Annotated in this window: 29 protein-coding genes; 13 read left to right on the top strand and 16 right to left on the bottom strand. The window is 66.2% G+C overall.

Going from position 1 to position 26,222, the window contains the following annotated elements; genetic code table 11:
• Positions 1-266: GTP-binding protein (locus B4M62_RS10905; RefSeq protein WP_290707601.1), on the bottom strand; the 266-nt coding region annotated here is incomplete at its 3' end.
• Positions 266-1,180 carry a sulfate adenylyltransferase subunit CysD gene (gene cysD, locus B4M62_RS10900; RefSeq protein WP_290707599.1) on the bottom strand — a complete coding sequence of 305 codons (915 nt, stop codon included), beginning with the start codon at positions 1,178-1,180 and terminating at the stop codon, positions 266-268. The genes B4M62_RS10905 and cysD, both read right to left, overlap by 1 nt.
• A 450-nt stretch (positions 1,181-1,630) precedes the next feature.
• Here cysD and B4M62_RS10895 point away from each other — a divergent pair, with 450 nt between their 5' ends.
• Complete coding sequence (locus tag B4M62_RS10895) at positions 1,631-2,239, top strand: DUF2249 domain-containing protein (RefSeq protein WP_290707597.1); 609 nt, start codon at positions 1,631-1,633, stop codon at positions 2,237-2,239.
• 3 nt (positions 2,240-2,242) lie between these two features.
• Positions 2,243-2,590: a ferredoxin gene (gene fdxA / locus B4M62_RS10890; protein WP_290707595.1), complete on the top strand. Its 348-nt coding sequence runs from the start codon at positions 2,243-2,245 to the stop codon at positions 2,588-2,590.
• On the opposite strand, the gene B4M62_RS10885 is transcribed toward fdxA, so the two are convergent.
• The gene (locus B4M62_RS10885) at positions 2,587-2,739 is read right to left on the bottom strand and encodes a hypothetical protein (protein WP_290707593.1); all 153 of its coding nucleotides are present in this window, start codon (positions 2,737-2,739) and stop codon (positions 2,587-2,589) included. The genes fdxA and B4M62_RS10885 overlap by 4 nt on opposite strands.
• Before the next feature lie 77 nt (positions 2,740-2,816).
• Here B4M62_RS10885 and B4M62_RS10880 point away from each other — a divergent pair, with 77 nt between their 5' ends.
• The 4 genes from B4M62_RS10880 to B4M62_RS10865 are packed head-to-tail and all read left to right on the top strand — an operon-like array spanning position 2,817 to position 6,999.
• Positions 2,817-3,746: an enoyl-CoA hydratase gene (locus tag B4M62_RS10880; protein WP_290707591.1), complete on the top strand. Its 930-nt coding sequence runs from the start codon at positions 2,817-2,819 to the stop codon at positions 3,744-3,746.
• A gap of 4 nt (positions 3,747-3,750) precedes the next feature.
• Positions 3,751-4,944, top strand: a complete 1,194-nt coding sequence (locus B4M62_RS10875; RefSeq protein WP_290707589.1) for an acyl-CoA dehydrogenase family protein — start codon at positions 3,751-3,753, stop codon at positions 4,942-4,944.
• 1 nt (position 4,945) lies between these two features.
• Positions 4,946-5,917 (top strand): acyl-CoA dehydrogenase, encoded by a 972-nt coding sequence (locus tag B4M62_RS10870; protein WP_290707587.1) that lies wholly within the window; start codon positions 4,946-4,948, stop codon positions 5,915-5,917.
• Positions 5,914-6,999: an acyl-CoA dehydrogenase family protein gene (locus tag B4M62_RS10865; protein ID WP_290707585.1), complete on the top strand. Its 1,086-nt coding sequence runs from the start codon at positions 5,914-5,916 to the stop codon at positions 6,997-6,999. The genes B4M62_RS10870 and B4M62_RS10865 overlap by 4 nt, the downstream gene beginning before the upstream one ends.
• Here the strand turns inward: B4M62_RS10865 and B4M62_RS10860 are convergent, their stop codons facing one another.
• Genes B4M62_RS10860 through hsaA form a run of 6 tightly spaced genes read right to left on the bottom strand, consistent with a single transcriptional unit; the run spans position 7,000 to position 12,829 of the window.
• On the bottom strand, positions 7,000-8,145 hold the full coding sequence (locus B4M62_RS10860) for a sulfotransferase family protein (protein ID WP_290707583.1): 1,146 nt from the start codon (positions 8,143-8,145) through the stop codon (positions 7,000-7,002).
• The gene (locus B4M62_RS10855) at positions 8,138-8,923 is read right to left on the bottom strand and encodes an SDR family oxidoreductase (protein WP_290707581.1); all 786 of its coding nucleotides are present in this window, start codon (positions 8,921-8,923) and stop codon (positions 8,138-8,140) included. Before B4M62_RS10855 ends, B4M62_RS10860 begins: the two co-directional genes overlap by 8 nt.
• Complete coding sequence (locus B4M62_RS10850; protein WP_290707579.1) at positions 8,920-10,104, bottom strand: hypothetical protein; 1,185 nt, start codon at positions 10,102-10,104, stop codon at positions 8,920-8,922. The genes B4M62_RS10855 and B4M62_RS10850 overlap by 4 nt, the downstream gene beginning before the upstream one ends.
• Positions 10,101-10,673 carry a 3-hydroxy-9,10-secoandrosta-1,3,5(10)-triene-9,17-dione monooxygenase reductase subunit gene (gene hsaB, locus B4M62_RS10845; protein WP_290707577.1) on the bottom strand — a complete coding sequence of 191 codons (573 nt, stop codon included), beginning with the start codon at positions 10,671-10,673 and terminating at the stop codon, positions 10,101-10,103. Before hsaB ends, B4M62_RS10850 begins: the two co-directional genes overlap by 4 nt.
• An 8-nt stretch (positions 10,674-10,681) precedes the next feature.
• Positions 10,682-11,599 carry an iron-dependent extradiol dioxygenase HsaC gene (hsaC, locus tag B4M62_RS10840; protein WP_290707575.1) on the bottom strand — a complete coding sequence of 306 codons (918 nt, stop codon included), beginning with the start codon at positions 11,597-11,599 and terminating at the stop codon, positions 10,682-10,684.
• Between the two features lie 36 nt (positions 11,600-11,635).
• A complete protein-coding gene (hsaA, locus tag B4M62_RS10835; protein WP_290707573.1) occupies positions 11,636-12,829 on the bottom strand; it encodes a 3-hydroxy-9,10-secoandrosta-1,3,5(10)-triene-9,17-dione monooxygenase oxygenase subunit in 1,194 nt (397 codons plus the stop codon).
• 215 nt (positions 12,830-13,044) lie between these two features.
• On the opposite strand from hsaA, the gene B4M62_RS10830 reads away from it, so the two are divergent.
• Entirely contained in the window at positions 13,045-14,226 is a 1,182-nt protein-coding gene (locus B4M62_RS10830) for a Rieske 2Fe-2S domain-containing protein (protein ID WP_290707571.1), read from the top strand.
• Positions 14,226-14,642 carry a hypothetical protein gene (locus B4M62_RS10825; RefSeq protein WP_414651824.1) on the top strand — a complete coding sequence of 139 codons (417 nt, stop codon included), beginning with the start codon at positions 14,226-14,228 and terminating at the stop codon, positions 14,640-14,642. The genes B4M62_RS10830 and B4M62_RS10825 overlap by 1 nt, the downstream gene beginning before the upstream one ends.
• Positions 14,643-14,728: 86 nt before the next feature.
• Here the strand turns inward: B4M62_RS10825 and B4M62_RS10820 are convergent, their stop codons facing one another.
• The 5 genes from B4M62_RS10820 to B4M62_RS10800 form a co-directional block, all read right to left on the bottom strand.
• The gene (locus tag B4M62_RS10820; RefSeq protein WP_290707569.1) at positions 14,729-15,985 is read right to left on the bottom strand and encodes a glutaminase; all 1,257 of its coding nucleotides are present in this window, start codon (positions 15,983-15,985) and stop codon (positions 14,729-14,731) included.
• Between the two features lie 70 nt (positions 15,986-16,055).
• Positions 16,056-16,586 carry an NlpC/P60 family protein gene (locus tag B4M62_RS10815; RefSeq protein ID WP_414651825.1) on the bottom strand — a complete coding sequence of 177 codons (531 nt, stop codon included), beginning with the start codon at positions 16,584-16,586 and terminating at the stop codon, positions 16,056-16,058.
• Between the two features lie 180 nt (positions 16,587-16,766).
• The gene (gene dmpG, locus B4M62_RS10810) at positions 16,767-17,831 is read right to left on the bottom strand and encodes a 4-hydroxy-2-oxovalerate aldolase (RefSeq protein ID WP_290707564.1); all 1,065 of its coding nucleotides are present in this window, start codon (positions 17,829-17,831) and stop codon (positions 16,767-16,769) included.
• Between the two features lie 7 nt (positions 17,832-17,838).
• Positions 17,839-18,756, bottom strand: coding sequence for an acetaldehyde dehydrogenase (acetylating) (locus tag B4M62_RS10805; RefSeq protein WP_290707562.1), 918 nt, complete (start codon positions 18,754-18,756; stop codon positions 17,839-17,841).
• 63 nt (positions 18,757-18,819) lie between these two features.
• Positions 18,820-19,608, bottom strand: coding sequence for a 2-keto-4-pentenoate hydratase (locus B4M62_RS10800; protein WP_290707560.1), 789 nt, complete (start codon positions 19,606-19,608; stop codon positions 18,820-18,822).
• Between the two features lie 178 nt (positions 19,609-19,786).
• On the opposite strand from B4M62_RS10800, the gene kstD reads away from it, so the two are divergent.
• The 4 genes from kstD to B4M62_RS10780 are packed head-to-tail and all read left to right on the top strand — an operon-like array spanning position 19,787 to position 23,685.
• The gene (kstD, locus tag B4M62_RS10795) at positions 19,787-21,496 is read left to right on the top strand and encodes a 3-oxosteroid 1-dehydrogenase (RefSeq protein ID WP_290707558.1); all 1,710 of its coding nucleotides are present in this window, start codon (positions 19,787-19,789) and stop codon (positions 21,494-21,496) included.
• On the top strand, positions 21,496-22,356 hold the full coding sequence (locus B4M62_RS10790; RefSeq protein WP_290707556.1) for a MaoC/PaaZ C-terminal domain-containing protein: 861 nt from the start codon (positions 21,496-21,498) through the stop codon (positions 22,354-22,356). Before kstD ends, B4M62_RS10790 begins: the two co-directional genes overlap by 1 nt.
• A 10-nt stretch (positions 22,357-22,366) precedes the next feature.
• Complete coding sequence (locus B4M62_RS10785; protein ID WP_290707554.1) at positions 22,367-23,257, top strand: alpha/beta fold hydrolase; 891 nt, start codon at positions 22,367-22,369, stop codon at positions 23,255-23,257.
• A 2-nt stretch (positions 23,258-23,259) separates the two neighbouring features.
• Entirely contained in the window at positions 23,260-23,685 is a 426-nt protein-coding gene (locus tag B4M62_RS10780; protein WP_290707551.1) for a DUF6918 family protein, read from the top strand.
• A gap of 10 nt (positions 23,686-23,695) precedes the next feature.
• On the opposite strand, the gene B4M62_RS10775 is transcribed toward B4M62_RS10780, so the two are convergent.
• A complete protein-coding gene (locus B4M62_RS10775; RefSeq protein ID WP_290707549.1) occupies positions 23,696-23,821 on the bottom strand; it encodes a hypothetical protein in 126 nt (41 codons plus the stop codon).
• Between the two features lie 161 nt (positions 23,822-23,982).
• Between B4M62_RS10775 and B4M62_RS10770 the strand changes: the two genes are divergently transcribed.
• Positions 23,983-25,731 carry an MFS transporter gene (locus B4M62_RS10770; RefSeq protein WP_290707547.1) on the top strand — a complete coding sequence of 583 codons (1,749 nt, stop codon included), beginning with the start codon at positions 23,983-23,985 and terminating at the stop codon, positions 25,729-25,731.
• 53 nt (positions 25,732-25,784) lie between these two features.
• On the opposite strand, the gene B4M62_RS10765 is transcribed toward B4M62_RS10770, so the two are convergent.
• Positions 25,785-26,222 (bottom strand): AMP-binding enzyme (locus tag B4M62_RS10765; protein WP_414651823.1); only part of this gene is annotated, 438 nt, incomplete at its 5' end.

Genomic DNA, 26,222 nt, shown 5'->3' with positions numbered 1-26,222 from the left:
ACGTCGATGGTGATGCCCTGCTCCCGCTCGGCGCGCAGGCCGTCGGTGAGCAGCGCGAGGTCGGTGAACTCGGTGCCGCGCTGAGCACTGGTCCGCTCGATCGCCTCAAGCTGATCGGTGAAGATGCTCTTCGAGTCGAAGAGTAAGCGCCCGATCAGCGTCGACTTCCCGTCATCGACCGATCCCGCGGTGGCCAGACGCAGTAGTTCACTGCGGTCGCGCGACGCCGGGAGCGATGCGCGCGAGTCGCGTCCTGCCGCGGCCATCAGAAGTACCCCTCCTTCTTCCGGTCTTCCATGCCCGCTTCGGAAATGCGGTCGTCGGCGCGGGTGGCGCCCCGCTCGGTCAACCGGGTGGCGGAGATCTCCTCGATCACCTTCGTCACCGTATCGGCGTCGGACTCGACGCAGCCGGTGCAGGTGGCGTCGCCAACCGTGCGGAACCGGACCCGCTCGACATGACTCGTCTCGCCGTCGTACCTCTCGAGAAACCGGGTCTGTGCTAGCAGCATGCCGTCGCGCGGGACGACCTCGCGCTCGTGCGCGTAGTAGATCGACGGCAGTTCGATCTCCTCGGCAGCGATGTACTGCCAAATGTCGAGCTCGGTCCAGTTGGACAGCGGAAAGATCCGGATGTGTTCGCCGGGGTGGTGGCGGCCGTTATAAAGGTGCCATAGTTCGGGCCGTTGAGCGCGCGGATCCCAGCCACCCTCCCGATTGCGGAAGCTAAAGACGCGTTCCTTGGCGCGGGCCTTCTCCTCGTCGCGCCGGGCGCCGCCGAACACCGCGTCGAATCGGTTTTCGGCGATGCCGCGGAGCAATGCCGCGGTCTGCAGTCGGTTGCGGCTGGTACCGGGACCAGTCTGTTCGACGATGCGCCCGGCATCGATGTCGTCCTGGACAAAGCTGACCACCAGTCGCGCCCCGGTTTGTTCGACGAGCCGATCGCGAAACGCGATGACCTCGTCGAAATTGTGCCCGGTGTCGACGTGCATCAGGGTGAATGGCGGCGGCGCCGGCCAGAATGCTTTGCGGGCGAGCGCATACATGACGACGGAGTCCTTGCCGCCGGAGAACAGCATGCCCGGGTTACCGAAGGTCGCCGCAACCTCGCGGAAGATGTGCACCGACTCGGCCTCGAGAGCCTGCAGGTGTGTCAGCTCGTAGCGGGTTTCGCTCACCGTGACGCCTACTCTTCTCGTGATATGTCGAATATTCGACACTATGTGTTGACAATATGTCGGCGACCGTAGGCGACGACTCTGGTGGGCGTCAACCGCCGCCACCACGCGGCGGGCAGTTGCCGTGGTCGGCGCCGTCGTCGACGCATCGGTTCGCCACCCGCAGCGTCGCACCACGCTCGCTGACATTGTGCGCGACACCGGGCCATCGCGGGCCACGTCGCACGCAATTGTCGCTGAACTCTCCGACCTAGGCTGGTTGCCGCGGCCGAGCTACTGAGATCCGCACGCTGACCAAGCACGGGCGTGACTATCACGCCGATGCCCCGCTACCGGCCGGATCTCAGCAGGCCAAAGGTCCCTGGCACCCCTCGCCAATCCGGCGATAGGATTTTAGCTACAAATGCTGTGTAAATTCTCTACCTGCAAAAACAGGCGAAAGGCGAGGTCATGTCTGCCAATTCCCCGGTGATCGATGTCCGCGAGATCCCGAAGCCACAGCGGCATGGGCAGATATTCCGACTGTTCGACAGCCTTGATGCTGGCGAGGCGCTGATCCTGGTCAATGATCATGACCCCCGCCACCTGCATGACGAGTTCGACGTGGAGCGGCCCGGCAGTTACTCGTGGGACTACCTGACCCGCGAGACGCGCGACTATCGAATCCGCATCGGCAAGACGACCTCGGCCGCCCTACCGCGCAAACTCGGCAACACCACCGAGTTGACTGCTGCACCCACCGACGCCGCCGACGTCGCGTGGAAGCTCGAGTTGCGCGACCGTCATCTGGACTCCAACCTCATCCGCCTGGCCCCGGGCGGGGTAATCGGTGAGCACAAGGGCGGCGAGGTCGACGTCCTCGTCCACGTGCTGGCGGGTTCGGGCACGGTCGGCACCGAAGGCGACAAGGTGGCCGTTACCGCGGGTGATCTGCTGTGGCTGCCCCGCTTCTCCCAGCGTTCGTTCACCGCCGGCGCCGACGGCCTGAGCTACCTGACGGTGCACACCCACCGCGAACCGTCGCTGACCATCGAGCCTTTCGACGCCGAACGGAGGTGAGCCATGACCTACGTCATCGCCCTGCCCTGCGTCGACGTCAAGGACCGCGCCTGCGTGGAGGAATGCCCGGTCGACTGCATTTATGAGGGGGCGCGCAGCCTCTACATCCATCCTGATGAATGCGTGGATTGCGGCGCGTGCGAGCCGGTCTGCCCGGTCGAGGCCATCTTCTACGAAGATGACCTGCCGGACGAGTGGGCCGACTACCAATCCGACAACGCCGACTTCTTCGAGAACGTCTTGCCCGGCCGGGCCGACCCCTTGGGCTCGCCCGGCGGTGCGGCGAAAACCGGCGTTACCCCGGCCGACGCACCGCTGGTGGCGTCGTTACCGGCGAACGTCAACGACTAGGGCGTCTTGGTCTTGTCGTCGCTGAACAGGACGATTGCGCCGTAAATGGCCAGCCCGACGACTCCGAGCCAGATCAGGCTCTTAATCAGCGGGTAGAGGACGACCAGCGCGACCAGGCCGACGAGGATGATGGCGAGCGCTTTCCACATACTCCCAGTCTGCCCGTTTCGCCGGCCGATTTCACCTGCCCTACCAACCAAGCACTTGCTAGGTTAGGCTGAACGGCATGACTGACGCCGTCATCCCACCCCCGTTGCTCCCCGACGACCTCGGCCCCGACACGTCACCGGTGGCCTATGAAACTGCGCTTGACGGTGCACTGGCCTACGTCACGCTGAATCGGCCCGAGTATCGGAACGCGCAGAACTCGGTGATGACCTACTCGCTGGACTCGGCGTTCCGCAAGGCCGTCGACGACCCGAACGTGAAGGCCATCGTGCTGCGCGCCAACGGCAAGCACTTCTCGGCGGGCCACGACATCGGTACCCCCGAGCGCGACTTCGGTGTCTACTACGACAACGTCGCCGCACTACACTGGGACCACACCGCACCGGCCGGCGACAGTACTACGAGCATGACCGCGGATCAGCGCCTGGCCCGCGAGACCGAGGTCTACCTGGGCATGTGTCGCCGCTGGCGCGAGATCCCCAAGCCGGTGATCGCGCAAGTCCACGGCGCCTGCATCGCGGGCGGGCTGATGCTGGCATGGATCTGCGACTTCATCGTCGCCTCCGACGACGCGTTCTTCTCCGACCCCGTCGCCCGGATGGGCATCCCCGGGGTCGAGTACTTCGCCCACGCCTTCGTCCTCGGTCCCCGCCGGGCCAAGGAGATTCTGTTCACCGGGGAGCGGTTCACCGCCGGCCAGGCCCTCGACTGGGGCATGGTGAACCATGTCGTTGCGCGCGAGGAGCTCGACGCGAAGGTGACCTCGATCGCCGAGCAGATCGTCGCCATGCCCATGCAGGGGCTGTTCCTGTCCAAGAAGGCCGTGAACATCTGCGAGGACCAGATGGGCATGCGCAACGCAATGGACTCGGTCTTCGGCTGGCACCACTACGCGCACAGCGCCAACGCCGAAACCGGCGACTCGCTGGGCGGGATGGACGCGAAGTCGATGAAGAGTTCGGCCGATTCGTCGAACAAGAAGGACTAGCATCGTGGACCTACTACTCGACGACGACGCGCAGGCCTTCCGAGCCGAAGTCCGTTCCTGGCTGGCCGATCATGTTCCCGCACAGCCACTACCGTCCATGGACACCGCCGAGGGCTTCGAAGCCCACCGCGCGTGGGAGGCGGAGATGGCCGCTGATGCCATGTCGGTGGTGAGCTGGCCGGCCGAATACGGCGGCCGCGACGTCCCGCTGCTGCACTGGGTGATCTTCGAAGAGGAGTACTACCGCTCCGGGGCGCCCGGCCGGGTCAGCCAGAACGGGATCTTCCTGCTGGCCCCAACGCTTTTCGAGCATGCCTCCAAAGCTCAGCTCGACCGGATCATGCCGCGCATGGCCCGCGCCGACGACATCTGGGGTCAGGCCTGGAGCGAACCGGAGGCCGGAAGCGACCTCGCCTCACTGCGCTCTACCGCGACCCGCACCGACGGCGGCTGGCTGCTCAACGGGCAGAAGACGTGGAGTTCGCGCTCCAGCTTCGCCGACTGGGGATTCGGGCTGTTCCGCTCGGATAGGGATGCTCCTGCCGCCGAGAGCGGGGCGACTCGCAGCCGCCATCGCGACATCACCTACTTCATGTTCGACCTGCGCTCCCCCGGCGTCACCGTGCGGCCGATCGCCCAGCTCGACGGCGAGCCCGGCTTCGCCGAACTCTTCTTGGAGGATGTCTTCGTCCCCGACGACCCGGCCGACCCGGCGAACTCCGGCGTCATCGGCGAAGTCAACAACGGCTGGAAGGTCGCTATGAGTACTGCGGCCAACGAGCGCGGCCTCTCGCTGCGCTCGCCCGGGCGCTTCCTGGCGACCACTGACCGGCTGCTGGCGCTGTGGCGCGAGCACGGCGCCCAGCAGCCGGCCACCGCTGCGACCGACAAGGGCGTTGTCGACGCCTGGATTGGCGCGCGCGCCTACGAACTGTCGACCTATGCGACGGTGAGCCGCCTCGCCGCCGGCGGACAGCTCGGTATGGAGTCGTCGATCAACAAGGTCTTCTGGTCGCAGTGGGACATCGCGGCGCACGAAACCGCGCTGGAACTCCAGGGGGCCGACGCCGAGCTCGCCGACGCGTGGACCGACGGCTACCTGTTCTCCTTGTCCGGACCGATCTACGCCGGTACCAACGAGATTCAGCGCAACGTGATCGCCGAACGACTGCTGGGCCTACCGCGAGGAGACCGCTGACATGAGATTCCTCCTTGACGACGAGCACGTCGGTCTCGCCGAGACCATCGACGGCCTGGCGACGCGATCCGGTGCCATCGCCGCGAACCGTGCCCTGGCCGACGGGGACGCTGAACCCGCGCTGGCCCTGTGGCGCTCGCTCGCCGGCCTGGGGATTACCGGGCTCCTCATCGACGATGAGCATGGCGGCTCCGGCGCCGGTGCGATCGAGATGGTTGTTGCCGCCGAAGCGCTGGGCCGCCACGCCGTCCCCGGCCCGGTCGCCGAGACCCTCGCCGCCGTACCCGCGGCACTTCGGCTGGCCGGACAAACCGCCGCACTAGCCGAACTGGCCGAGGGCACCCCGGCCACCATCGCCGCCGGGGCGTGGCAGCCCCGCGCCGCCGACGCACGTATCGCGACGGTCTACGCGCTAGCCGACGGCGTGCTCAGCACCGGGACCGCCGACGAGCCGCTGGCCACCGTCGATCCGTCGCGCACCGTCGCGAACGTGATCCCCGTCGATCAGCTCGCCACCGGGGTCGGCCTCGACGAGGTCCTGAACTACGGCGCACTGGCCACCGCCGCGCAACTCCTCGGTCTCGGCTCGGCCATGCTCGAACTAGCCGCGGAGTACGCCCAGGCCCGCCAGCAGTTCGGCAAGGCAATCGGTTCCTTCCAGGCGGTCAAACATCACCTCGCCGATGTTGCCGTGGCCCTGGAGATGGCGCGGCCCCTGGTGCACGGCGCGGCACTGGCTCTCGACGGTGCGGTGCCCGAGGACGTCGACGCCAACCGTGAAGTCTCCGCGGCCAAGGTCGCCGCCTCCGACGCGGCCTACCTCGCCGCGCGGCGGGGCCTGCAGGTGCTCGGCGCCATCGGCTACACCGTCGAACACGATCTATCGCTCTACCTAACGAAAACCCAAGCGCTGCAAACCTCCTGGGGCACCCCGGCGGCGCATCGCCAGCGCATCCTGGAGACGCTGCGGTGAGCGCCGAGGTGATCTCGGCCGACGACCTCGCTGCGCTGCGCGACTCGGTCGTCGACCTCATCGCGCGCGGCGGCGGCAGTACAGCCGTTCGAGCCGCGATCGCCGCACCACAGCGCACCGATGGCCAGCTCTGGGCCGGGTTGACTGAGATCGGGGCCGCCGCGCTTGCGGTTCCCGAAGAACTGGGCGGCGCGGGCGCGGGCTGGGGATCGTTGAGTGCCGTCGTCGAAGAGGTGGGGGCCGCGCTGGCTCCGGTCCCGCTGCTCTCTTCTGCGGTGATGGCCACCGGAGCACTCATGATGGCCGCGAACAACTCGTCGACCGTGCCGGCCGAACTTGGCGATCTAGTCGAGGCCCTGGCATCCGGGGAGCGCACCGCCACTCTCTGCCTGGCCGGCGAAACCTCCTGGGACACACCGGGAGTCAGTGCCGACGGGGGCCTGCTGACCGGCACCGCGCACTATGTGACCGACGCCGAGGCCGCTACTGACCTGGTGGTGCTGGCGGGCCCGGGACCGCACGCGACGGTGCATGTCATCGCGGCCGACTCCCCCGGCGTCGAGGTCGTCCCGGTGGCGACCATGGACCCGACGCGACCGCTCTCGCGGGTGCGCTTCACCGAAGCCGCAGCGGAGGCATTTCCCGCCCCGGCCGACCTACTCCCCCGACTGCGCGACCTGGTGTGGGCACTACTCGCCGTGGAGCAGGTCGGTGCCGCCGCCGCCGCCCTGCGCCTGACCGTCGAATACACCAAGACGCGCAAGCAGTTCGGTCGGGTGATCGGGTCGTTTCAGGCGCTCAAGCACCGCATGGCCGACATGTATGCCGACGTGGAGACCGCCCGGTCAATCGCCTATGCCGCGGTCGATGCGATCGACACGCCGGCGGGCGCCGAATTGGCGGCGGCCGCACACGTGCACTGTTCGGAGGCCTTCAGTCACATCGTGGCCGAGGCCGTCCAGCTGCACGGCGGCATCGGCATCACCTGGGAGCACGACATTCAGCTGTACTTCAAGCGCGCCCACGGAAGTGCCCAGTTCTTCGGGCAGCCAGTCGACGTCGTGGCCGGCACGCCGCTGTAGTCAGGCGAAGGCGTCGCGGACCTGTTCGGCGGTCAACCCGTAGTCGGCTAGGTCGTAGCGATGCTGCGGCTTTCGGTCGCCCGAGCGGCTCTCCTCGTCGAGGTCGATCATCGCCGCGCGCGCCTGCTCTGACGGCTCGGTGCCGGCTGCGGCGTAAACGCGGTCAACGGTCCCGAGCGGGTCTCCGCGCAGTTCGGCGAAGTCGACGTCGACGAACTGTGCCGGGTCGTATTTCGAACGCGCGGCGGTGAACTCGCGCAGTCCGCGCGACCACAACTCCAGCTGGTCCTCGCCAATCGTCTGACCGACGAAGGTCGTCGACCAGCCGCGCGTCGCATGCTCGGCGAGACTGCACATCGAGGCAATGATCGTCTCTGGTGCACGATGGGTCTGCACCACGATCGCATCGGGATAGGCGGTCATCAGTGAGTCGAGCGCGAACAGGTGGCTGGGGTTCTTGAGCACCCATCGCTGCTGTTGATCGTTGCTGCCGATCAGCTGGAGATTGCGACGATGACGCTGGTAGGCCGGGGTCCAGTCCTGGCGTGCGAGCCATGCCGAATAGCCGGGGACATGCGCCAGCGACTCATAGGAGATCGACATGACGTCCTGGCGGAGCAGCTGCCAGCATTCCTCGACCTCGCCGGCGTCCATGTAGTGGAGCCCCATGAACTCGGGATTCTCGACGTGATGCTGCGCAAGACCGCCGTCGATCTGCCGGTAGACCGGATTGCCGGCCCACGTATCCCGCGGGGGTCGGGGCTGCGGGAATTCCGTCAGCCACATTTCCAGTCCCTGGTGCGCCGGATCAGCCGACAACAGCCGGTGCAGGGCCGTGGTCCCGGTGCGCGGCAGCCCGGTAACGAAAATCGGGCGGGTGATCGCAACGCCGGTATAGCCGGGGTTGGCCTGCCACGACGCTTCGGACAACAGCCGCGCGACAAGGGCGCCTTTGAGGAAGTAGCGGAACATCTTCGACCCGATCGGGGTCAATCCGGCATCGTCCCGATAGGAGTCGAGCAGGACCTGCAACGCCTCCCGGTAACCGGTGTCCACCCCAAAGTCGCTCAACCCGGTGGCCCGCGCAGCAGATTCGTGCAAGTCATCGACGGTGCCGACGCTGGTCTTGTACTCGGCCTCAGTCATGGTATTCGCCACAGTTCACGTCGAGCGTGTGTCCAGTAATGGCGCTGGCCAGGTCCGACGCCAAAAACAGTGCAGCGCGGGCGATCTCATCCGGCTCGGGCAGACGCTTGAGGTCGCTGTTGGCGGCGGTCTGCTGGTAGACCTGCTCGGCAGTGATGCCGTACTTCGTCGCCACCTCACCGAAATACCACTTGAGTTGATCGTCCCAAATATAGCCGGGGGCAACGCTATTGATCCGGATGCCCCGCGGGCCGAGTTCGGTGGCCAGGCTCTGCGACATGGCCAGCAGGGCGGACTTGGCGATCTTGTAGCTCCCATAGCGGGGTTCGGAGTGGCGGATCACCATCGAGTTGATGTTGACGATCGCCCCCTTCGTCGCCTCGAGCGCCTCGGTGAAGGCGTTGATGACCCGCAACGTACCGAGCACGGTCAGGTCCAGACTGGTAGCGATCTGCTCGAAGTCGGTGCGCGCCAACGGCTTCATCGACGGGACCGCGAACGCGTTGTTGATCAACACGTCGACCCGGCCATACTCGTCGACGGTGGCACGGACGAGCGCGTCGACCTGCTCATCGGCGGTGATATCGGTCGGTACGACCAGCGCGATGCCACCCGCGGCGACGATCTCATCGGCGATCTCTGCCAGCCGCGACTCGGTGCGCGCCGCGAGTACAACCGTCGCGCCGTGTGCCGCCGCCTGCCGGCCCAGTGCCCTACCCAGCCCGGGACCCACCCCGGACACGACAACGACCTTGTCGGTCAGCAGCAGGCCACTCACGCCAGCATCCTTTTCGCGAACGCACGCTGACGGGCCGCGATCCGCGCCGCCCACCCCTCGCCGTCGATCGAATTGTCTTGGTGGTGCGGCAGCTTCGCCGGCACGTCGACGAAGTCGACGACCTCGGCACGAGGTCCGAGTGCGGGCCCGATCGCTTCGTCGGTGCGCTGCCAGCGGAACTGGAGGATCCCGCGCCGGCGGCCGGTGGTTTCAATCCAATTCGTCACACCCGGGTTGCGCGCCGCGATCACCATGCGGATCATTCCGTCCGGATCAACCTGCGCCTGAGCCGAGTTCAGGCTGGTCTGATGGTTGACGTAGTCGAGCGAGATGTACCAGAGACTGCCGAGCTGGAAGCCCTGATACGGCGCCGCGCTGCGCGGGACGGTGACAATCATCGCCTTGTCGGGCGGCAGATCGAAGTGGCCGACCGACGAGTATTGGGTGGCGAGTCCACCGGGTGTCGGCCGCGGGGCGGTAAACGAATTGACCGGCTCATCGAGGTAGAACCACGTGGGAAAGTTGAACCAGGTGTTGATGCGCGAGGCCAGCATCTTCGCCGCCGTTGAGTACCGCCGTTTGATCCGCTCCAAACTTGGCTCGGCCGGCGCAGTCCCGACGGTATCGACTCGCTCAATGGTGACCAACCCGCGCGTCTCGGCGTCCCAATCGGAGTAGACCTCGCGGACCGCGAGCGTCGTCGCTCCTGCGGGCAGGACGAAGTAGTGATCGGGTCGAACATCAATGTCCGGGCCAAACGTCAACTCGAACGAACCATCATCGCCGATGGTGAGCCGTCGATCGTCGAAGGCATCGTCGCCGCCGGGTACCGAATCCGGCGAGTATTCGCCGCACAACACCTGAAAGCTCAGGTCCGCCGTGCTGCCGCGCTGTCCGCGCACCACGTACGTCGCATCGGGTTCGACGAGGGCGTGATAGTAGATCGTGTCGGGGTTGTCCAGGCCCATCTTCGAATACGGCCCGGTCGAGGTGACGAAATACGGGTGACTCCGGTTGTGCGCACGCACCAACTGCAGGATCGCCGAGATCGACCCGGCCAGATAGTCATACCCCTCGGCAAGGTCGGCATCGGTCTCGGTGAATTCAGCCGAAACGATCAGCCGCTCAGCATCGGCGATGGCCTGCGTGAACGGGGCCGTCGCAAGCTCGTCGCCGCTCACAGCCACGTATCGCCGCCGGTCCAGGTGAGGAAATCGTCAAGCGCCTCTTGGGCCGGTGTCACGCGCGGATGCTCGGTAGACAGGTAGCCGCCGCGGTAGAACAACAGCGGCTTATCCTGCAGGACCTCCCCCAGCGTCTTGGCGCGGCCGATCACAATGTGGTGATCACCGCCGTCGACGACGTTCTCGATCTCGCATTCCACCCACGTCAGGCTATGCCGGAGCACCGGCAGACCCAGTGGCGAGCGGTCCCACTCGATGGACTTGAACTTGTCGTCGCCGGGAGCGCCGAAGGTGGAGCTGACCTCTTGCTGCCGATTCGACAGCACATTGACGACGAACTTGCCAGCGGTTTCGATCACCGGCCAGCTGCGCGAGGTCTTCATCGGGCAAAACACCACCAGCGGCGGATCAAGCGAGAGCGCCGTGAATGACTGGCAGGCAAAGCCGACCGGCTTCTCGTCGGCGTCGAGCGTGGTGATCACCGTGACTCCGGTGCAGAATTGCCCCATCGCCGTGCGGAACTGCCGCGAATCGAAGTCGCCGGATCCGAAGGGCTTATTCACCATCGCCGGGATCAGCCTTTGAATCCGACGGAGAAGTCGTGGCCCCACAGGCTGACTGCCGTCGACTCGCGGGCGATCCACTCGTCATCGTCGACTCGCCTTCCCTCGCAACCAAATTCGACGTCGAAACCGCCTGGGGTTTTCATGTAGAAGGACAGCATCAAGTCGTTGACGTGGCGGCCGATGGTCGCCGACTGTGGCACCTTCTTGCGCAACGCGCGGTCATGGGCCAAGCCCACATCGTCGACGTCGTCGACTTCGACCATCAGGTGCACAATCCCGGTGCCGTTGGCGAACGGCGAGAAGGCGATCGAGTGATGGCGGGAGTTGACGCCGAGGAACCGCAACCACGCCGGGTCATCGCCCTCGCCCCGACCGACGACCTGCGGCGGCAGCTGCATCGAGTCGCGCAGCCGGAAGCCGAGCACGTCGCGGTAGAACTCCAACGCCTTGGCGTCGTCGTTGCTGGAGAGCACGACGTGGCCCAGGCCCTGCTCGCCGGTCACGAAAGTCTGACCGTAGGGCGGCACCACGCGACGGTGTTGCAGCGCGACGCCGTGGAAGGCCTCGAGCACATTGCCGTCGGGATCGTCGAAGACGATCAACCCGTCGACGGCCCGTTCGACCTTCTCCGCCTTGGTGCCCTCGCGGAACTCGACGCCAGCCGCGGCGAGCCGATCGCGCAACTCCTGCAGACCTGCTGCCGTCGCACACTCCCAGCCCGAGCAGGCCAGGTGGTCGCGATCAGACGGGACGATGACCAATCGCGCGGGAAAGTCATCCATCCGCAGGTAGAGCGCACCAGGCGTGGTGCCCTTGCCCTCCACCATGCCGAGGACTTTCAGTCCGTACTCGCGCCACGCATCCATGTCGGTCGCGTCGATGCGCATGTAGCCCAGCGACCGGATCGGACTTTCAGAACTCGTCATTGTCTGCCACTTCCTCGTGCGTGCGTGTCGGTCAGATCAGACCATCGTGTCGCCGATGGGGAGACCAAACTCCCCGTTGCCGAACGCGACGTAGGCGCGCTCGGGATCGTTGGCGGCGTGGACGCGGCCACCGTGGGCGTCGCGCCAGAAGCGCTGGATGGGCGAGTCGACGTTGAGGGCGCCGGCACCGGAGTTCTCGAAGAGCATGTCGATGGCTTCGATGGCGCGGCCGGTGGCGCGCACCTGGTCGCGGCGGGCGGCCAATCGCAGCTCCATCGGGACCGATTCACCGGCGAGAATGTAGTCGTATTCAGCCTGCAGGTTGCCGGACAGCTGACGCCATGCGGCGTCGATTTCGCTGGCCGCCTCGGCGATCCGCACCTTGGCGAACGGATCGTCCTTACTCTTCTCGCCGGCGTAGGCGGCGCGCACGCGCTTGCCCTGATGCTCGACGTGCGCCTCGTAGGCACCGTAGGCCATCCCGACGATCGGCGTCGCAATGGTGCTGGGGTGGATGGTGCCCCACGGCATCTTGTAAACCGGAGCGGTGTTCTGCGCTAGCCCGGGGCTCTCATTCTTGGCCATCGTACCCATCGACAGCACGCGGTGGCGCGGCACGAAGACGTCCTTGACCTCAAGGGTGTTGGAGCCGGTGCCCTTGAGGCCGACGACGTTCCAGACGTCCTTGATCGTGTAGTCCGAGCGCGGCAGCAGGTAGCTGACGAAGTCGACCGGTCGGCCATCCTTGATCACCGGGCCGCCGACGAATGTCCAGTCCGCGATGTCACAGCCGGAGGAGAAGGCCCAGTTGCCGTTGACCTTGTAGCCGCCCTCGACGACCTCACCCATGCCCATCGGCGCGTAGGACGAGGAGATCCGCACGTTGGTGTCGGCACCCCACACTTCTTCCTGCGCCCGCTGATCGAAGAGTGAGAGGTGCCAGTTGTGCACGCCGATGATGCCGGCCACCCAACCGGTTGAGCCGCAAGCGGTCGCGATCCGGCGGACCGCCTCGTAGAAGGTGACCGGGTCGACCTCGTAGCCACCCCATTGTTTGGGCTGCAGCAACTTAAAGAAGCCGGCGGCCTGCAAGGCCTGCGCACTCTCGTCGGAGACCCGACGCGCATCTTCGGTTTCCTGCGCACGCTGGGCGAAATCGGGCAACAGCGCATCGATGTTGTCGAGGACCTGCTGGACCTCGGGGCTGCGCTGGGTCTTACTGGCTGACATCTAGTTCTCCTGCCTATCGGCGACGGGTGGATGGGGACCGCCTCGTCACGAAGCGTACGGGGTAAGACTAGAACACGTTCTTATTTCTGTCGAGAACGGGGTCAAACGTCCTGTCTACTGCTGTAATAGTTGTCATCGAGCAGCACTATTGGCCACACTTTTGTAACGTGTTCTAGTATTGAGGGACGACGTCGCAGCCCGACAGAGGAGTAGCTATGACCACCGCACATGAATCGGATGTACGCGAAATCGACACCGGCGAGGTCCCCACCCGGTTTGCTCGCGGCTGGCACTGCGTCGGCCTGGCCGAGGATTTCAAGGATGGCAAGCCACATTCGGTGGAGGCCTTCGGCACCAAGCTCGTCGCGTGGACCGACACCGAGGGCGAGTTCAAGGTACTCGACGCCTACTGCCGCCACATGGGCGGCGACCTCAGCCAGGGCGTGCTGCGCGGCGACAACGTCGCCTGCCCGTTCCACGGCTGGCAGTGGAACGGCAAGGGCCGGTGCGCCACCGTGCCCTACGCCAAGCGCAATCCCAAGCTGGCCAAGACCCGCACCTGGCCGACGATGGTTCGCAACGGCCAGGTCTTCGTCTACAACGACCCGGAAGGCAACCCGCCCCCGGCAGACTGCGTGATCCCGGCTCTCGACGAGTACGGCACCGACGAGTGGACCGATTGGACCTGGAACCGCATCGTCATCGAGGGCTCCAACTGTCGCGAGATCATCGACAACGTCGTCGATATGGCCCACTTCTTCTACGTTCACTACGCGCTGCCGGACTACTTCAAGAACGTCTTCGAAGGCCAGACCGCCGCGCAGTACATGAACAGCCACGGCCGTCCCGATGTCGCGATCAGCACCGCCTACGGCGATACCCGCCTGGAGTCGATCGCCGCCTACTACGGCCCGTCCTACATGCTCAACCCGATGGTCCAGTACTACAGCGGGTACGCGGTGGAGACGATTCTCACCAACTGCCACTACCCGATCGACGAGAACTCCTTTGTGCTCATGTTCGGGGTCATGGCCAAGGTCCCCGAAGGTCTCACTCCCGAACAGACCGACAAGATGGCCAAGAAGATCAGCGCCGGCATCGAAGTCGGATTCATGCAGGATGTCGAGATTTGGAAGAACAAGACGCGCATCGACAACCCGCTGCTCGTCGAAGAGGACGGTCCGGTCTACCAGCTGCGACGGTGGTACGAGCAGTATTACGTCGATATCGACGACGTTACCGAGGAGATGACCCAGCGCTTCGAGTACGAAATCGACACGTCGAAGGCGTTGGAGAACTGGAACATCGAGGTCAAGGAGAATCTGGCCCGCCAGGCCGAGGAGGCCAAGGCCGAAGAAGAGGCGAAATCGCGAGCCGATACCGAAGCGAGCGTGTAGTGACGCGCGCGGCGCACCCCTCTGGCGCCGGGGACGCCGGCGCGCGGGCCGCGGCGCGACCGGAGGGGTGGGCGAAGGCGCCCGACTACCACAATGATCCGGTGCGTCGCGCGGCCATCGAGGCAGCCACCGCCCGCGATCGGCAGCACTATCTGCGCAATGGGCTCACCGAACTCGAGTGCCGCGCCTGCCACGCGTGCGTCTTCGTGAAGAAGGCCAGCCCGCATCAGACCAGCGTGCAGTGGACGGCCGCCGCGCGGGAAACCTGCCCGGCCTTCGACGAGGTGCGCGCCGACGGCGGAAATCCGGCCATGCTGCCCGGCTGCCCTCGATTGACGGCATCGATTGACCACGGTGTTGCCGAAGGCATCATCCCGCGGGAGGGCCCCGAGGTCGATCCCGACGGCTATTGGTGACCCGGCGCCCTGAAAGCTGTCAATAGCCAGCACCGAAGGGGAGGTCTTCCCTCGGCGCCGCAACTATTTGCTGGTTCCGGTGGCATTCAAGCGATGTCGTCGATATCCGCCACGACCGTGACCCTGCCACCGTCGCCCGGGTCGGGGGCTTTGATGACCCGATCAGGATCGATGAGGTAGACGTCGTGGCCGTCGAGTGACAATCGGCGAATCACCTCGAGAAGCATCCGCCGCGCCACGCCGTCCATCGCGTGGACATGGGACAGATTGAAGCCAACGCGGTGCTCGGTTGGGGGATGATCGGACACCTCGCGCACGACCTGTTCGGCCTCGGCGAAGCGCAGCCCGCCCTGCAGCGCATAGAGCCGCAGGCCCGCGATACCCCGGTTCTTGCGCAGCACCGTCCGCGATGCGGCAGGCACCTCCATCATGTGCATGCCCATGTCGTCGGAGAACCGCTCGAACAGACGCACACCGCGCACGCTGTTTCCGTGCTTGTCGAGCCGCGGCGAGAACGTCGCTATTCCGACCTGGCCCGGCAGCGCACCAATCAATCCACCGGCCACGCCGCTCTTGGCCGGGATCCCGACCTGGGTAACCCAGTCGCCGGCCGCGTCATACATGCCACACGTCGTCATCACGCTGAGCACCTGGCGGACCACGGCTTCGGACACCACCCGCGCACCGGTCCTCGGATGGACCCCATGATTTGCCAGGGTCGCCGCCATCAACGCCAGGTCGGTGGCGGTTACCAGTAGTGAGCATTGACGCGTGTAGCCCTCGACCACTGCGACCGGATCCTCGGTCAGGACCCCATAGGCGCGCAGCATATGGGCGATGGACAGATTGCGGTGCGCGGTGGTCATCTCGGAGGCGAAGACGGCTTCGTCGACGCTCAGGGGGCGGCCGGCAAAGGCGCTCAGCCCCGCCACCACACGTTCGAAGCGTAGGTCCGGGCCGACCCCCGGCGCCCCGACGAGGCTGTGCGCGGTGATCGCGCCGGCATTGATCATCGGGTTGAAAGGCCGCCCAGTGTCGTCGAGTGACACCTCGTTGAAGGGATCCCCCGACGGTTCGACGCCGACCTTGTCCAGCACTCCGTCGAACCCACGATCGGTCAGTGCCAGCGCGTAGGCGAAGGGCTTGGAGATCGACTGGATCGTGAACTCGACGCTCGCATCGCCGACCGCGTAGACCTCGCCGTCGAGCGTGGCGATCGCTACTGCGAGCCGGTCCGGGTCGGCAGCGGCGAGTTCCGGGATGTAGTCGGCAGTCGCCCCGGAATCATCGGATTCGACCGCGCGCAGCACCTCGGCGAGATAGTCGGGAATCGGGGATCGCATGGTGCTCCTCGCTCAGTGGCACAGTCGGACTCAGGCTAGCGCGACTGTGCAGCGAGTTCTCGACAGTCGGCTAGCCGTAACGACGGATCGTTTTGATCGGCGGCATCGTGTTCAGCGCCTGAAACTTGATGGGATGCCCATTGGGTCCGCCCGCATGGAACACCTGGCCGCCGCCGGCGTAGATGCCGATGTGACCGGCGTTGCGATAGAAAACGATCACATCGCCCGGCGCGAGCGCGGCCAGCGGAATGGCTTTTCCGACCCGCGCCTGCTGCTGGCTAACGCGCGGCAGATTGATACCAACGGTCCCGAAGGCCCACTGGATCAGCCCGGAACAATCCCACGCGTTCGGTCCGGTGCCGCCCCACTTGTACGGCTTGCCGATCTGTGTCACCGCCACGTTGAGCGCCGCCATCGCTGCGGGCGTCGAGACCGGTAGGAAGATGTCGACCGAACCCGACGAGCCCGACGAACCACTGTCGGATGAGCCCGACGAGCCTGACGAGCCCGACGAGCCGGCGGTAAGGGTGGGCACGACGACCGATCCCGCGGCCACGGCAACAACCACTGCGGGCGCCGCGATCCAGCGCCCGACCGACATCGGTACTCGCGTCCGAGAGCCGCGCCGGAACGACTTTTGGGGAGTCATGTACTCCAGCGTGCGACAGCAATCGTCTGCCGCACCCAGCAGAATTCAAGGTGAAACCGACTTGTGACTGGTGTGCAACATGAGGCAAATGGGTCTAGATGATCCACCTATCGGCGGGACCCGACTGTCGGCCTACACGCCCGCGTTCGCGTCCTGCTTCTTCTTGAGCTCGAGCGCGATGTCGATGAGCTGGTCTTCCTGCCCACCGACGAGCTTGCGGTTGCCCGCCTCGATCAGAATGTCGGCCGCCGAAACGCCATACTTCTCGGCATGACCCTCGGCGTGCTTGAGGAACGAGCTATAGCAGCCGGCGTAGCCCATCATCATCGCCGGCCGATCCACCAGGCACTCGCTGGGCATGACCGGACGCACGACATCCTGCGCCGCGTCGACGATCTTCAAGAAGTCGACACCGGTCTTGACCCCAAGCTTGTCGCACACGCCGACCAGGGCCTCAGTCGGAGTATTGCCCGCGCCCGCGCCGAATCGGCGGACCGAGCCGTCGACCTGCTGGGCGCCGGCCCGGATCGCCAGCACCGAGTTCGCGACCGCAATGTCGAGGTTCTCGTGACCATGGAAACCGACCTGCGCGTCGTTGCCGAGCTCGGCCACCAGAGCCGATACCCGATCAGACACCTGCTCGAGCACCATTGCGCCGGCGGAGTCGACGACGTAGACGCATTGACAACCCGCGTCGGCCATAATGCGCGCCTGCTTGGCAAGCACCTCCGGCGGCTGGCTGTGGCCCATCATCAGGAAGCCGACCGTCTCCAGGCCCAGTTCACGCGCCAGCCCGAAGTGCTGGATCGACACGTCGGCCTCGGTGCAATGTGTGGCGATACGGCAGATCTGACCACCGTTGTCGCGGGCCGCGATGATGTCGTCCTTGACCCCCAGTCCGGGCAGCATGAGGAAGGCGATCTTCGCGTTCTTCGCCGTCTCCGCAGCCGCCTTGATGAGCTGCTGCTCGGGCGTCTTGGAGAAGCCATAGTTGAACGAGGATCCACCCAAGCCGTCGCCGTGGGTCACCTCGATGACCGGCACACCGGCGCCGTCGAGCGCACCGACGATCTCGCGCACATCCTGTTCGGTGAACTGGTGGCGCTTGTGGTGGGAGCCATCGCGCAGCGACGAATCGGTGATCCGGATGTCGAGGGTGTCGGAAAAGGGCCGGGCGTGGGCCATCAAGTCAGACATGTCGTCCTCACTTCCCGGCTGCCGAAACGGCAGCCAATTTCGTCTTGGCGATCTCCTCGCCCACCTTGGTGGCCGCGGCGGTCATGATGTCGAGGTTCCCGGCGTACGGCGGCAGGAAGTCGCCGGCGCCTTCGACCTCGACGAAGATCGAGACGCGCGCATACCCGCCGTTGAGGACACTAGGCGGATCGAACTGCGGGTCCTGCAGCAGCCGATAGCCCGGCACATACTCCTGAATATCCTTCTCGCGCCGGTGGATCGCCTCGGCGATCGCATCGGTATCGGCGTCGGCCGGGATGGCGCAAAAGATGGTGTCGCGCATGATCATCGGCGGATCAGACGGGTTCAGGATGATGATCGCCTTGCCGCGTGTCGCGCCGCCGATCGTCTCGATCCCGCGCGAGGTCGTCTTGGTGAACTCGTCGATGTTGGCGCGCGTACCCGGGCCGGCGGACTCCGAGGACACCGACGCGACGATCTCGGCGTAGGGCACCGGCACGACCGAGGAAACGGCGTGCACCATCGGGATCGTCGCCTGACCGCCGCAGGTGATCATGTTGGTGTTGGGTGCGTCGAGGTGCGCGCGCAGGTTGGCCGGCGGTACGACGGCCGGGCCGACCGCCGCCGGGGTGAGGTCGATGGCGGTGATGCCGGCGGCCGCGTAGCGTGGCGCGTACTCGCGGTGCACGTAGGCGCTGGTCGCCTCGAAAATCAGGTCGGGCTTCTCGGCGGAGGCGAGCAGTTCGTCAGCCCCGCCACTCATCGTGATGAGACCGTGGTCGGCGGCACGGCGCATACCTTCAGAATCGGCGTCGATGCCGACCATCCACCGCGGTTCGATGACCGACGACCGTTCGAGCTTGTACATCAGGTCGGTGCCGATGTTGCCCGAGCCGATGATCGCTGCGCTCAGTTTGGCGCTCACGTGAGCCTCCTTAGTTCCAGGGCTGAGTTTCTGCTTGAAGTCAATGGTCTTTGATGTCGATGGTTACGTGAAGTCCAGGGTGACGCTGCCGAGTCCGGCAAACTCGGCGACGAAGTGGTCGCCGGCGGCGATGTCGATGGCGCGAGTCGCGGTACCGGGCAGGATCACGTCCCCCTTGCGCAGCCGGACCCCGAAGCTCGACACCTTGTTCGCCAGCCAGGACACCGCGGTCAGCGGATGTCCGAGTACCGCCGACGAGTTGCCCTCGGCGACGATCTCGCCGTTGCGGGTCAGCGTCGCGTCGATGTCGCCGGTGTCGATGTCGGCGATCGCCACCCGCTGCTCACCAAGGATCCAGCCGCACGACGAGGCATTGTCGGCGATCGTGTCGGGCAGGGTGATCTTCCAGTCCTTGATCCGCGAGTCGATCAGCTCGATCGACGGGACCACCCATTCAATCGCGTCGACCACGTCGTCGCGGGTACAGCCCTCCCCAGGCAGATCCTTGCCGAGGATGAACCCGACCTCCACCTCGACGCGCGGGAAGCACAGCGCGGCGAAGTCGATCGGTTTGCCCTCGAAGTACTCCATGTCGTCGAGCAGGTGCCCGTAGTCGGGCTCGTCGACGTTCATCATCTTCTGCATCGCCGCCGACGCCAGCCCCACCTTGTGGCCGGCGACCCTGGCTCCGGCGTCAAGGCGTCGGCCGATATTGATGAGCTGGATCTCATAGGCGTCGACGACGTCGAGGCCGGGATGCGCGGCGGTGGGCGGATCGGTCGCGACAGCCGTCGCCTCGGCCCGGGCCAAGTCAGCGGCAATCTGGGCGCGCACCGCGTCTGCGACGGCCATGACCCTCCTCACAAGTACGGGTGAACTGGTTACTGTTTTCACTTCTGGACCGAGCATTGCCATAGCCGTCTAGCTGCTATAGCCGCCGTCCCCACCAATACTATAACGTGTTCTAATTATTGGGTAGATTGAGCGGGACAGCCGGGCTGGCCCGACCAGCACCGCGGAGAGGATCACTATGACCACGCCCGAATTCGACGTCGTCGTCGTCGGCGCCGGAGCCGCAGGCATGAGTGCCGCGCTCACCGCCGCGACGCAGGGCCTGAAGACCGTCCTGATTGAAAAGTCGCCCTACTGGGGCGGATCGACGTCGCGCTCGGGCGGCGGCGTCTGGATCCCGAATAACTCCGTACTCAAGCGCGACGGTGTCGACGACACCGTCGAGCAGGCGCGCGCCTATGTTCACGCGATCATCGGCGAGCACGCCCCGGCGGCGAAGATCGATACCTACATCGACCGCGGACCCGAGGCCCTCGACTACCTGATGGCGCACTCGCCGCTGGAACTCGAGTGGGTCAAGAACTACTCCGACTACTACCCCGAGGCCCCCGGCGGGCGTCTCGGTGGGCGGTCGGTCGAGCCCAAACCCTTCGACGCGCGTCGACTCGGCGACGACCTCAAGTCGCTGCATCCGCAGTACACCAAGGCTCCGCTGAACATGGTGGTACTGCAGAGCGACTACCGCTGGATGAACATCGGCATGCGCCACCCGCGGGGCATCGCCAAGATGGCCAAGGTCGCCTCGCGCTTCAGCTGGTCGAAGTTCCGTAACAAGAAGCTGATCGCCATGGGCGCCGCGCTGACTGCCGAGCTCCTGCTGGGTCTGCGCGAGGCGGGCGTCCCGATCCGCTTCAACACCGCACTGGTCGACCTGATCACCGACGAGAATGGCGCCGTCACCGGCGTTGTCACCGACTCCGACGGCCAGCCCGGCGAGATCCGCGCGCGCTATGGCGTCATCCTCGGCTCCGGTGGCTTTGACCACAACGACGAGATGCGCAAGCAGTACCAGCGCGCCCCGATCGGCACCGAATGGACGACCGGCGCACCGTCGAACACCGGCGACGGCATTCGTGCCGGCATCAAGGCCGGCGCCGACGTCGCCCTGATGGACGACGCCTGGTGGGGTCCGACGATCCCGCTGCCCAGGGGACCGTGGTTTGCGCTGTCCGAACGATCGGTGCCCGGCACCTTCATCGTCAACGAGCGTGGCGAGCGCTTCATGAACGAGTCGCTGCCCTACGTAGAGGCGGTGCACCAAATGTATGGCGGTGAGTTCGGTCAGGGTGCGGGCCCCGGCGCGAACGTGCCCGCCTGGATGATCATGGACACGCGCTGCCGTGGCCGGTACCTGTTCGCGGGACTGCCCGCCAAGCAGCCTATTCCGAAGCGGTGGCTGGAGTCCGGCGTCATCGTGAAGGCAGACACCCTGGCCGAACTGGCCGAGAAGACCGGCTTGCCCACTGACCGGCTCGAGGCGACGACGGCGCGCTTCAACGAGTTCGCCCGGACCGGCGTCGACGAAGACTTCCACCGTGGCCGCAGCGGCTACGACCACTACTACGGCGACATCACCAACAAGCCGAACCCCAGCCTCGGCCCAGTCGACAAGGGGCCGTTCTACGCCGTGAAGATGGTGCCGGGCGACCTCGGCACCAAGGGCGGCATCGTCACCGACGAGCACGGCCGGGCCCTCCGCGCGGACGGCTCGGTCATCACCGGGCTTTATGCCGCGGGCAATACCAGCGCGCCGGCCATGGGCCACACCTACGCCGGACCGGGCGCGACCATCGGTCCAGCCATGGTCTTCGGCTATCTCGCCGCCCTCGACACCAAGGCGAAGGCCGAGGCCGCCGCGGCCAAAACCACCACGAGCGGCGGCCACTGATGCCCATCGACCTGTCCGTGGCCCTCGGCGCACGACTGCCCGAGACGACCTTTTCGTGGACCGCCTCCGACGTCGCGCTCTACCACCTCGCCGTGGGCGCGGCCGCCGACCCGATGGACCCCGCCGGCCTCGCGTATGTCGACGACCTGGCACCGAAGGTGCTGCCGACGTTCGCGACGGTGGCTGCCGGCTTCCACGCCACCGAGGCGCCGAAGGTCAGCTTCCCCGGTATCGACATCGACCTGGCGAAAGTCGTGCACGGCAGCCAACAGGTGACCGCGCACCGGCCGATCCCAGCGGCGGGAACGGCGACGACGCGCACGACCATCGCCGAACTCCAGGACAAGGGATCGGCCGCCGTCATCGTCCAGGAGTCGGTCACCGTCGACGAGAGCGGCGACCCGCTGTGGACCGCGCGCTCGGCCATTTTCGCCAAGGGCGAGGGCGGTTTCGGCGGCGAGCGCGGCGCATCGTCGAAGGTCGAGTTGCCCGACCGGGCGCCCGACCACCGCATCGAGGTCCCCACCAGGCCCAACCAGGCGCTGCTCTACCGCCTGTGCGGCGATCGCAATCCCCTGCACTCGGATCCGGCGTTCGCCAAGCACGCCGGGTTCGACCGTCCGATCCTGCACGGGCTGTGCTCCTACGGCAGCGTCGCACGCGCGATCGTCGACGAACTGCTCGGCGGCGACGTGACCGCACTGGCCGACTTCGGGGCCTCGTTCGCCGGGGTCGTCATCCCGGGCGAGACCTTGAACGTCGACGTGTGGGATGTCGGCGACCGCCTGCTCGCCACCGCGACCGTCGCTCAGCGCAGTGCGCCCGCGCTGGGCAACGTCGTCTGCGCCGTCAACCGCTAACGCATCGACGATGACCGTCGAAACGGCAAGCGTCCCGGCCTGGTTCACCGACGCGATCGCGGCCGAACCCGAGCACCGCACACTCGTCGTCGACGGTGCGGAAATCGCCTACCGCGCCTGGGGCGACGTCGGCGACCCCGGTCTTCTGCTCGTCCACGGCGGTGCGGCGCACGCCGGCTGGTGGGATCATCTCGCGCCGCAGCTGGCTGCGGATCGCCGGGTGGTGGCCTTCGACCTCTCCGGTCACGGCGACAGCGACTGGCGCGCGGACCTCTACACCTACGCGCTGTGGGCGCGTGAGTCGGTCGCGGTCGCCGCGGATGCCGGGATCGCCGACGACCGGCTCGTGGTCGTCGGACACAGCATGGGCGGAATTGTCTCGATGCACGCGTCGGTGCTGTTTCCCGACCTGGTGAACGACATCGTCATCGTCGACTCCGAGTTGTTCGACGCCGATGACATCGCGGCGATGATGGCGCACGGCGCACCCGCCGACACGGCGATCCCACGGACGTCGCGGTTCTACGCGTCCCGCGAGGAAGCGCTCGGCCGCTATCGCCTGTTGCCCGAGCAGGAGACGCTCCCGTATGTCCGCGCGCACGTCGCCGCCGGGTCCATCATCCAGGCCGACGAGGGCTGGCGCTGGAAGTTCGACCGTCGCTTCCCGACGCGGCTAACCGATCCGGCCCCCACCCCGCCGCCGGGCTGCGCGGTGACCATCGTGCGCGGCGAGCGCGGTGTGATGGCTGCCGGCCGCGCGCAGTCACTCTTCCACGGCCGAGCCGACGGCACCGGTCGGCTCGTGACGTTTCCCGGCGGTGGGCATCACGTTATGCTCGATCGTCCGCTAGAACTGCTCGCCGAGGTCCGCACGACGCTCGGCGCTACCGATAAGGAGTGACCGTGGGAAGCTTTGATTCTGCGCTCGGCACGAACCGCACACAGACGGTCGGTGCCCTCGTCGAGGTGATCGACGCCGAAGTCGCCGACCAGTCGGGGCTGTCCGGCGCGGCGGTCAAAGCCGCCTACGCCGCCGCGCAGAAGGTCAAGCCGAACGTCGTGACGAACGCCACCGACGCAATGCTCGATGACTTCTTGGCCGCGCTGGCCCCCCTGTGGGCGAGCAGGCCGGCCGGGACCGGCTTCGGCGCCCACCTGGCGGCCAATGCCGACCAGGCCGCCGAAGCACTGCTCGCCGTCACCGACGCGCAGACCGCCGACGCCAAGGTAGCGCTGACCAAGGCCTACAACGCGCTGCGCGGCAAGGCCAAGGGCTATGTCACGGCCGCGCTGCCCCGCGTCGGGGACGCGATCGAGAAGAACGTCTAGCAGCGGCCGACTAGACCGCGGAGACGGTGATGACGACGAGCCCCACGACGACGGCGATCAACGCCGTCAGCATGGAGAGCACGCGCCACATCCGTACGCGGATCACGGCGGAGTCGGTGACATGGGTGGTAGCCATGATCTCCCACTTTCCTTTGTCCTGGTTATTGGGAATTCGGAGCGTCGACCAGGGACTTGTTACTCCAGTGACTAATGTGACACAAATCATTTCCGGCATCTGGAATTGGCGGCCCGTGTCGCGATTTGCCTGAATCGTTATCAAAAACCGGGGGATCAATGATGAAACACGAAAGCGTCCGCGGCGATTTCGACGACACGGAAGCCGGCATCGGAATTGAATCCGGCACCGCCGGCCACCCAGTCGTCGACGCGCTACGGAACCGCGACGGGAGGGCGGCTGTTGCAGCGGTGAAGGCGCTGGACTGGCCATCTATCTGGCTGGTCACCGTCGTCTGTCTCGCAGTCAGCATGGTCGTCGCCGCGATGGCGGCCCTCAACACGGCGCTGCAAGCGATCGCCGAGGACCCCGACATCGCAGCGAACGCGTCGGAGCAGACGTGGATCATCGACGGCTACACCTTGATGCTCGCCGCCCTGCTCCTGCCCGCCGGAGCCATTGGTGACCGGCTCGGGCGGCGCGGCGTCATGATCGGTGGGCTCATCGTCTTCGGAGTCGCCTCACTCCTGGGCGTGTTCGCCGACAATGCGGTCGAACTGATCGCCACGCGGGCTCTCGCCGGGATGGCGGCCGCATTCATCATGCCGACGACCCTGTCGTTGATCACCTCCAACGTGCCCGAGCGCAAGCGGCCGCTCGCCATCAGCGTCTGGGCCGCCATCGCCGGGGTCGGGGCGATCGCCGGCTTCTTCGTCACCGGCCTCCTGCTCAAGTTCTTCGAGGACAACTGGCGCGCCATCCTCGTCACCTTCGCCGTCTCCGCCGCGGTCACCGCGCTCCTCTGCCTGACAGTCGGTACCTCGAAGGATTCCGACCCTGATCGGTTCGACTGGCTGGGTTCGGTCACCTCGGTGGCGGCGATCTTCTTGATCGTCTTCGCTCTACTCGAGGCACCTCACTACGGCTGGACGAGTCCCCTGGTGCTCGGCTTCTTGATCGGCGGAATCGCTCTGGTCGGGGTGTTCTGGGTGATCGAGATGCGGATCAGGTACCCGCTGCTCGACGTCGCACTGTTCGGCAACCGCGCATTCAGCGCGGGATCACTGTCGGTAATGCTGCAGTTCTTCGCCTCCTTCGCCGTCTTCTTCCTGGTCCTGCAGCAACTGCAACTGATCTTCGGCTACACCGCGCTGGCCTCGGCAGTGGCTCTGTTCCCACTCATCATCGGCGTCGGCATATTCTCGCTGATCGGCAACTGGCTGGCCGTCCGCTACCACTCATTGCGCTTTGTCCTCGCCGCCGGCGTCCTTCTTGCCGGCCTCGGCATTGTGCTGATGGGCGCCATCCACTACACCGAGTACTGGATGCTGGCGGTGTTCCTCTCCGTCTCCGCCGTCGGCATCGGCCTCGCCTCCGCTCCGTCGACGACGGCAATCATGCAGAACACCCCCCTCGACGACCAGGGGGTCGGCTCAGCAGTCAACGACACCGCACGGGAGCTCGGTGCGGCCATCGGTATCGCACTGGCCGGTTCAATCCTCGCCGCCGGGTACAGCAGTCGCATCGGCGCCACTGCCGACGCCGCGCAAGCTGCGCTGAGCAACCCGGCGCTGGGCGGCAGCCCCGAACGCGGCGCGCAGGCGGCCGACGGTATCCGCAACTCACTGGCCGGTGCCACCCATGTCGCCGGCCAACTCCCGCCGCAGGCGAGCAATCTGGCCCAGCAGATCACCGACGGAGCACAGGCGGCGTTCACCCAGCCGATGCATACGTCATTTCTCATTCTGGGCGCGGTACTCGTCGTCGGGTCGGCACTCATCGCATGGCTCGCCCCGCGCCGGATGGTGCCGCTGCCCACAACTCCGGCCACCGCCACCGCCACCGCCACCGCCACCGCCACGACAGAATGAGACAGACCCGACACCGAAAGGTGTCGGGTCTGTCGCGGCCGTGGGGCCGACCCTTAGACGTTCGCGCTATCCGCCGCGACCTTGGCCCACTTGTAGTCGGCCTTGCCGGCCGGGGTGCGCTTGACCTCGTCGACGAAAATGACCGTGCGCGGCACCTTGTAGCCGGCCAGCGAAGCACGGCAATGCTCCTGCACATCCTCCAGCGACGGCTCGTCGAAGCCCTCGGCGACCTTTGCCACCGCGCCGACCCGCTGGCCGAACTTCGGATCGGGCACCGGGACGACCAGGGCGTCGGCGATCGCCGGGTGCGCGTGCAGCACGGCCTCGACCTCCTCGGCGTACACCTTCTCACCGCCGGTGTTGATGCACTGGCTACCGCGCCCCAGGAAGACGATCGAGCCGTCCTCCTCCTCGTAGCCCATGTCGCCCAGTACCGAGATGCGGGTACCGTCGGCCATCACCGGGAAGGTGCGCGCGGTCTTCGTCGTCGG

The sequence above is a fragment of the Gordonia sp. UBA5067 genome (assembly GCF_002414845.1).
GTDB classification, from domain to species: Bacteria; Actinomycetota; Actinomycetes; order Mycobacteriales; family Mycobacteriaceae; genus Gordonia; species Gordonia defluvii.
This window is presented reverse-complemented; position numbering and strand designations above follow the sequence as displayed.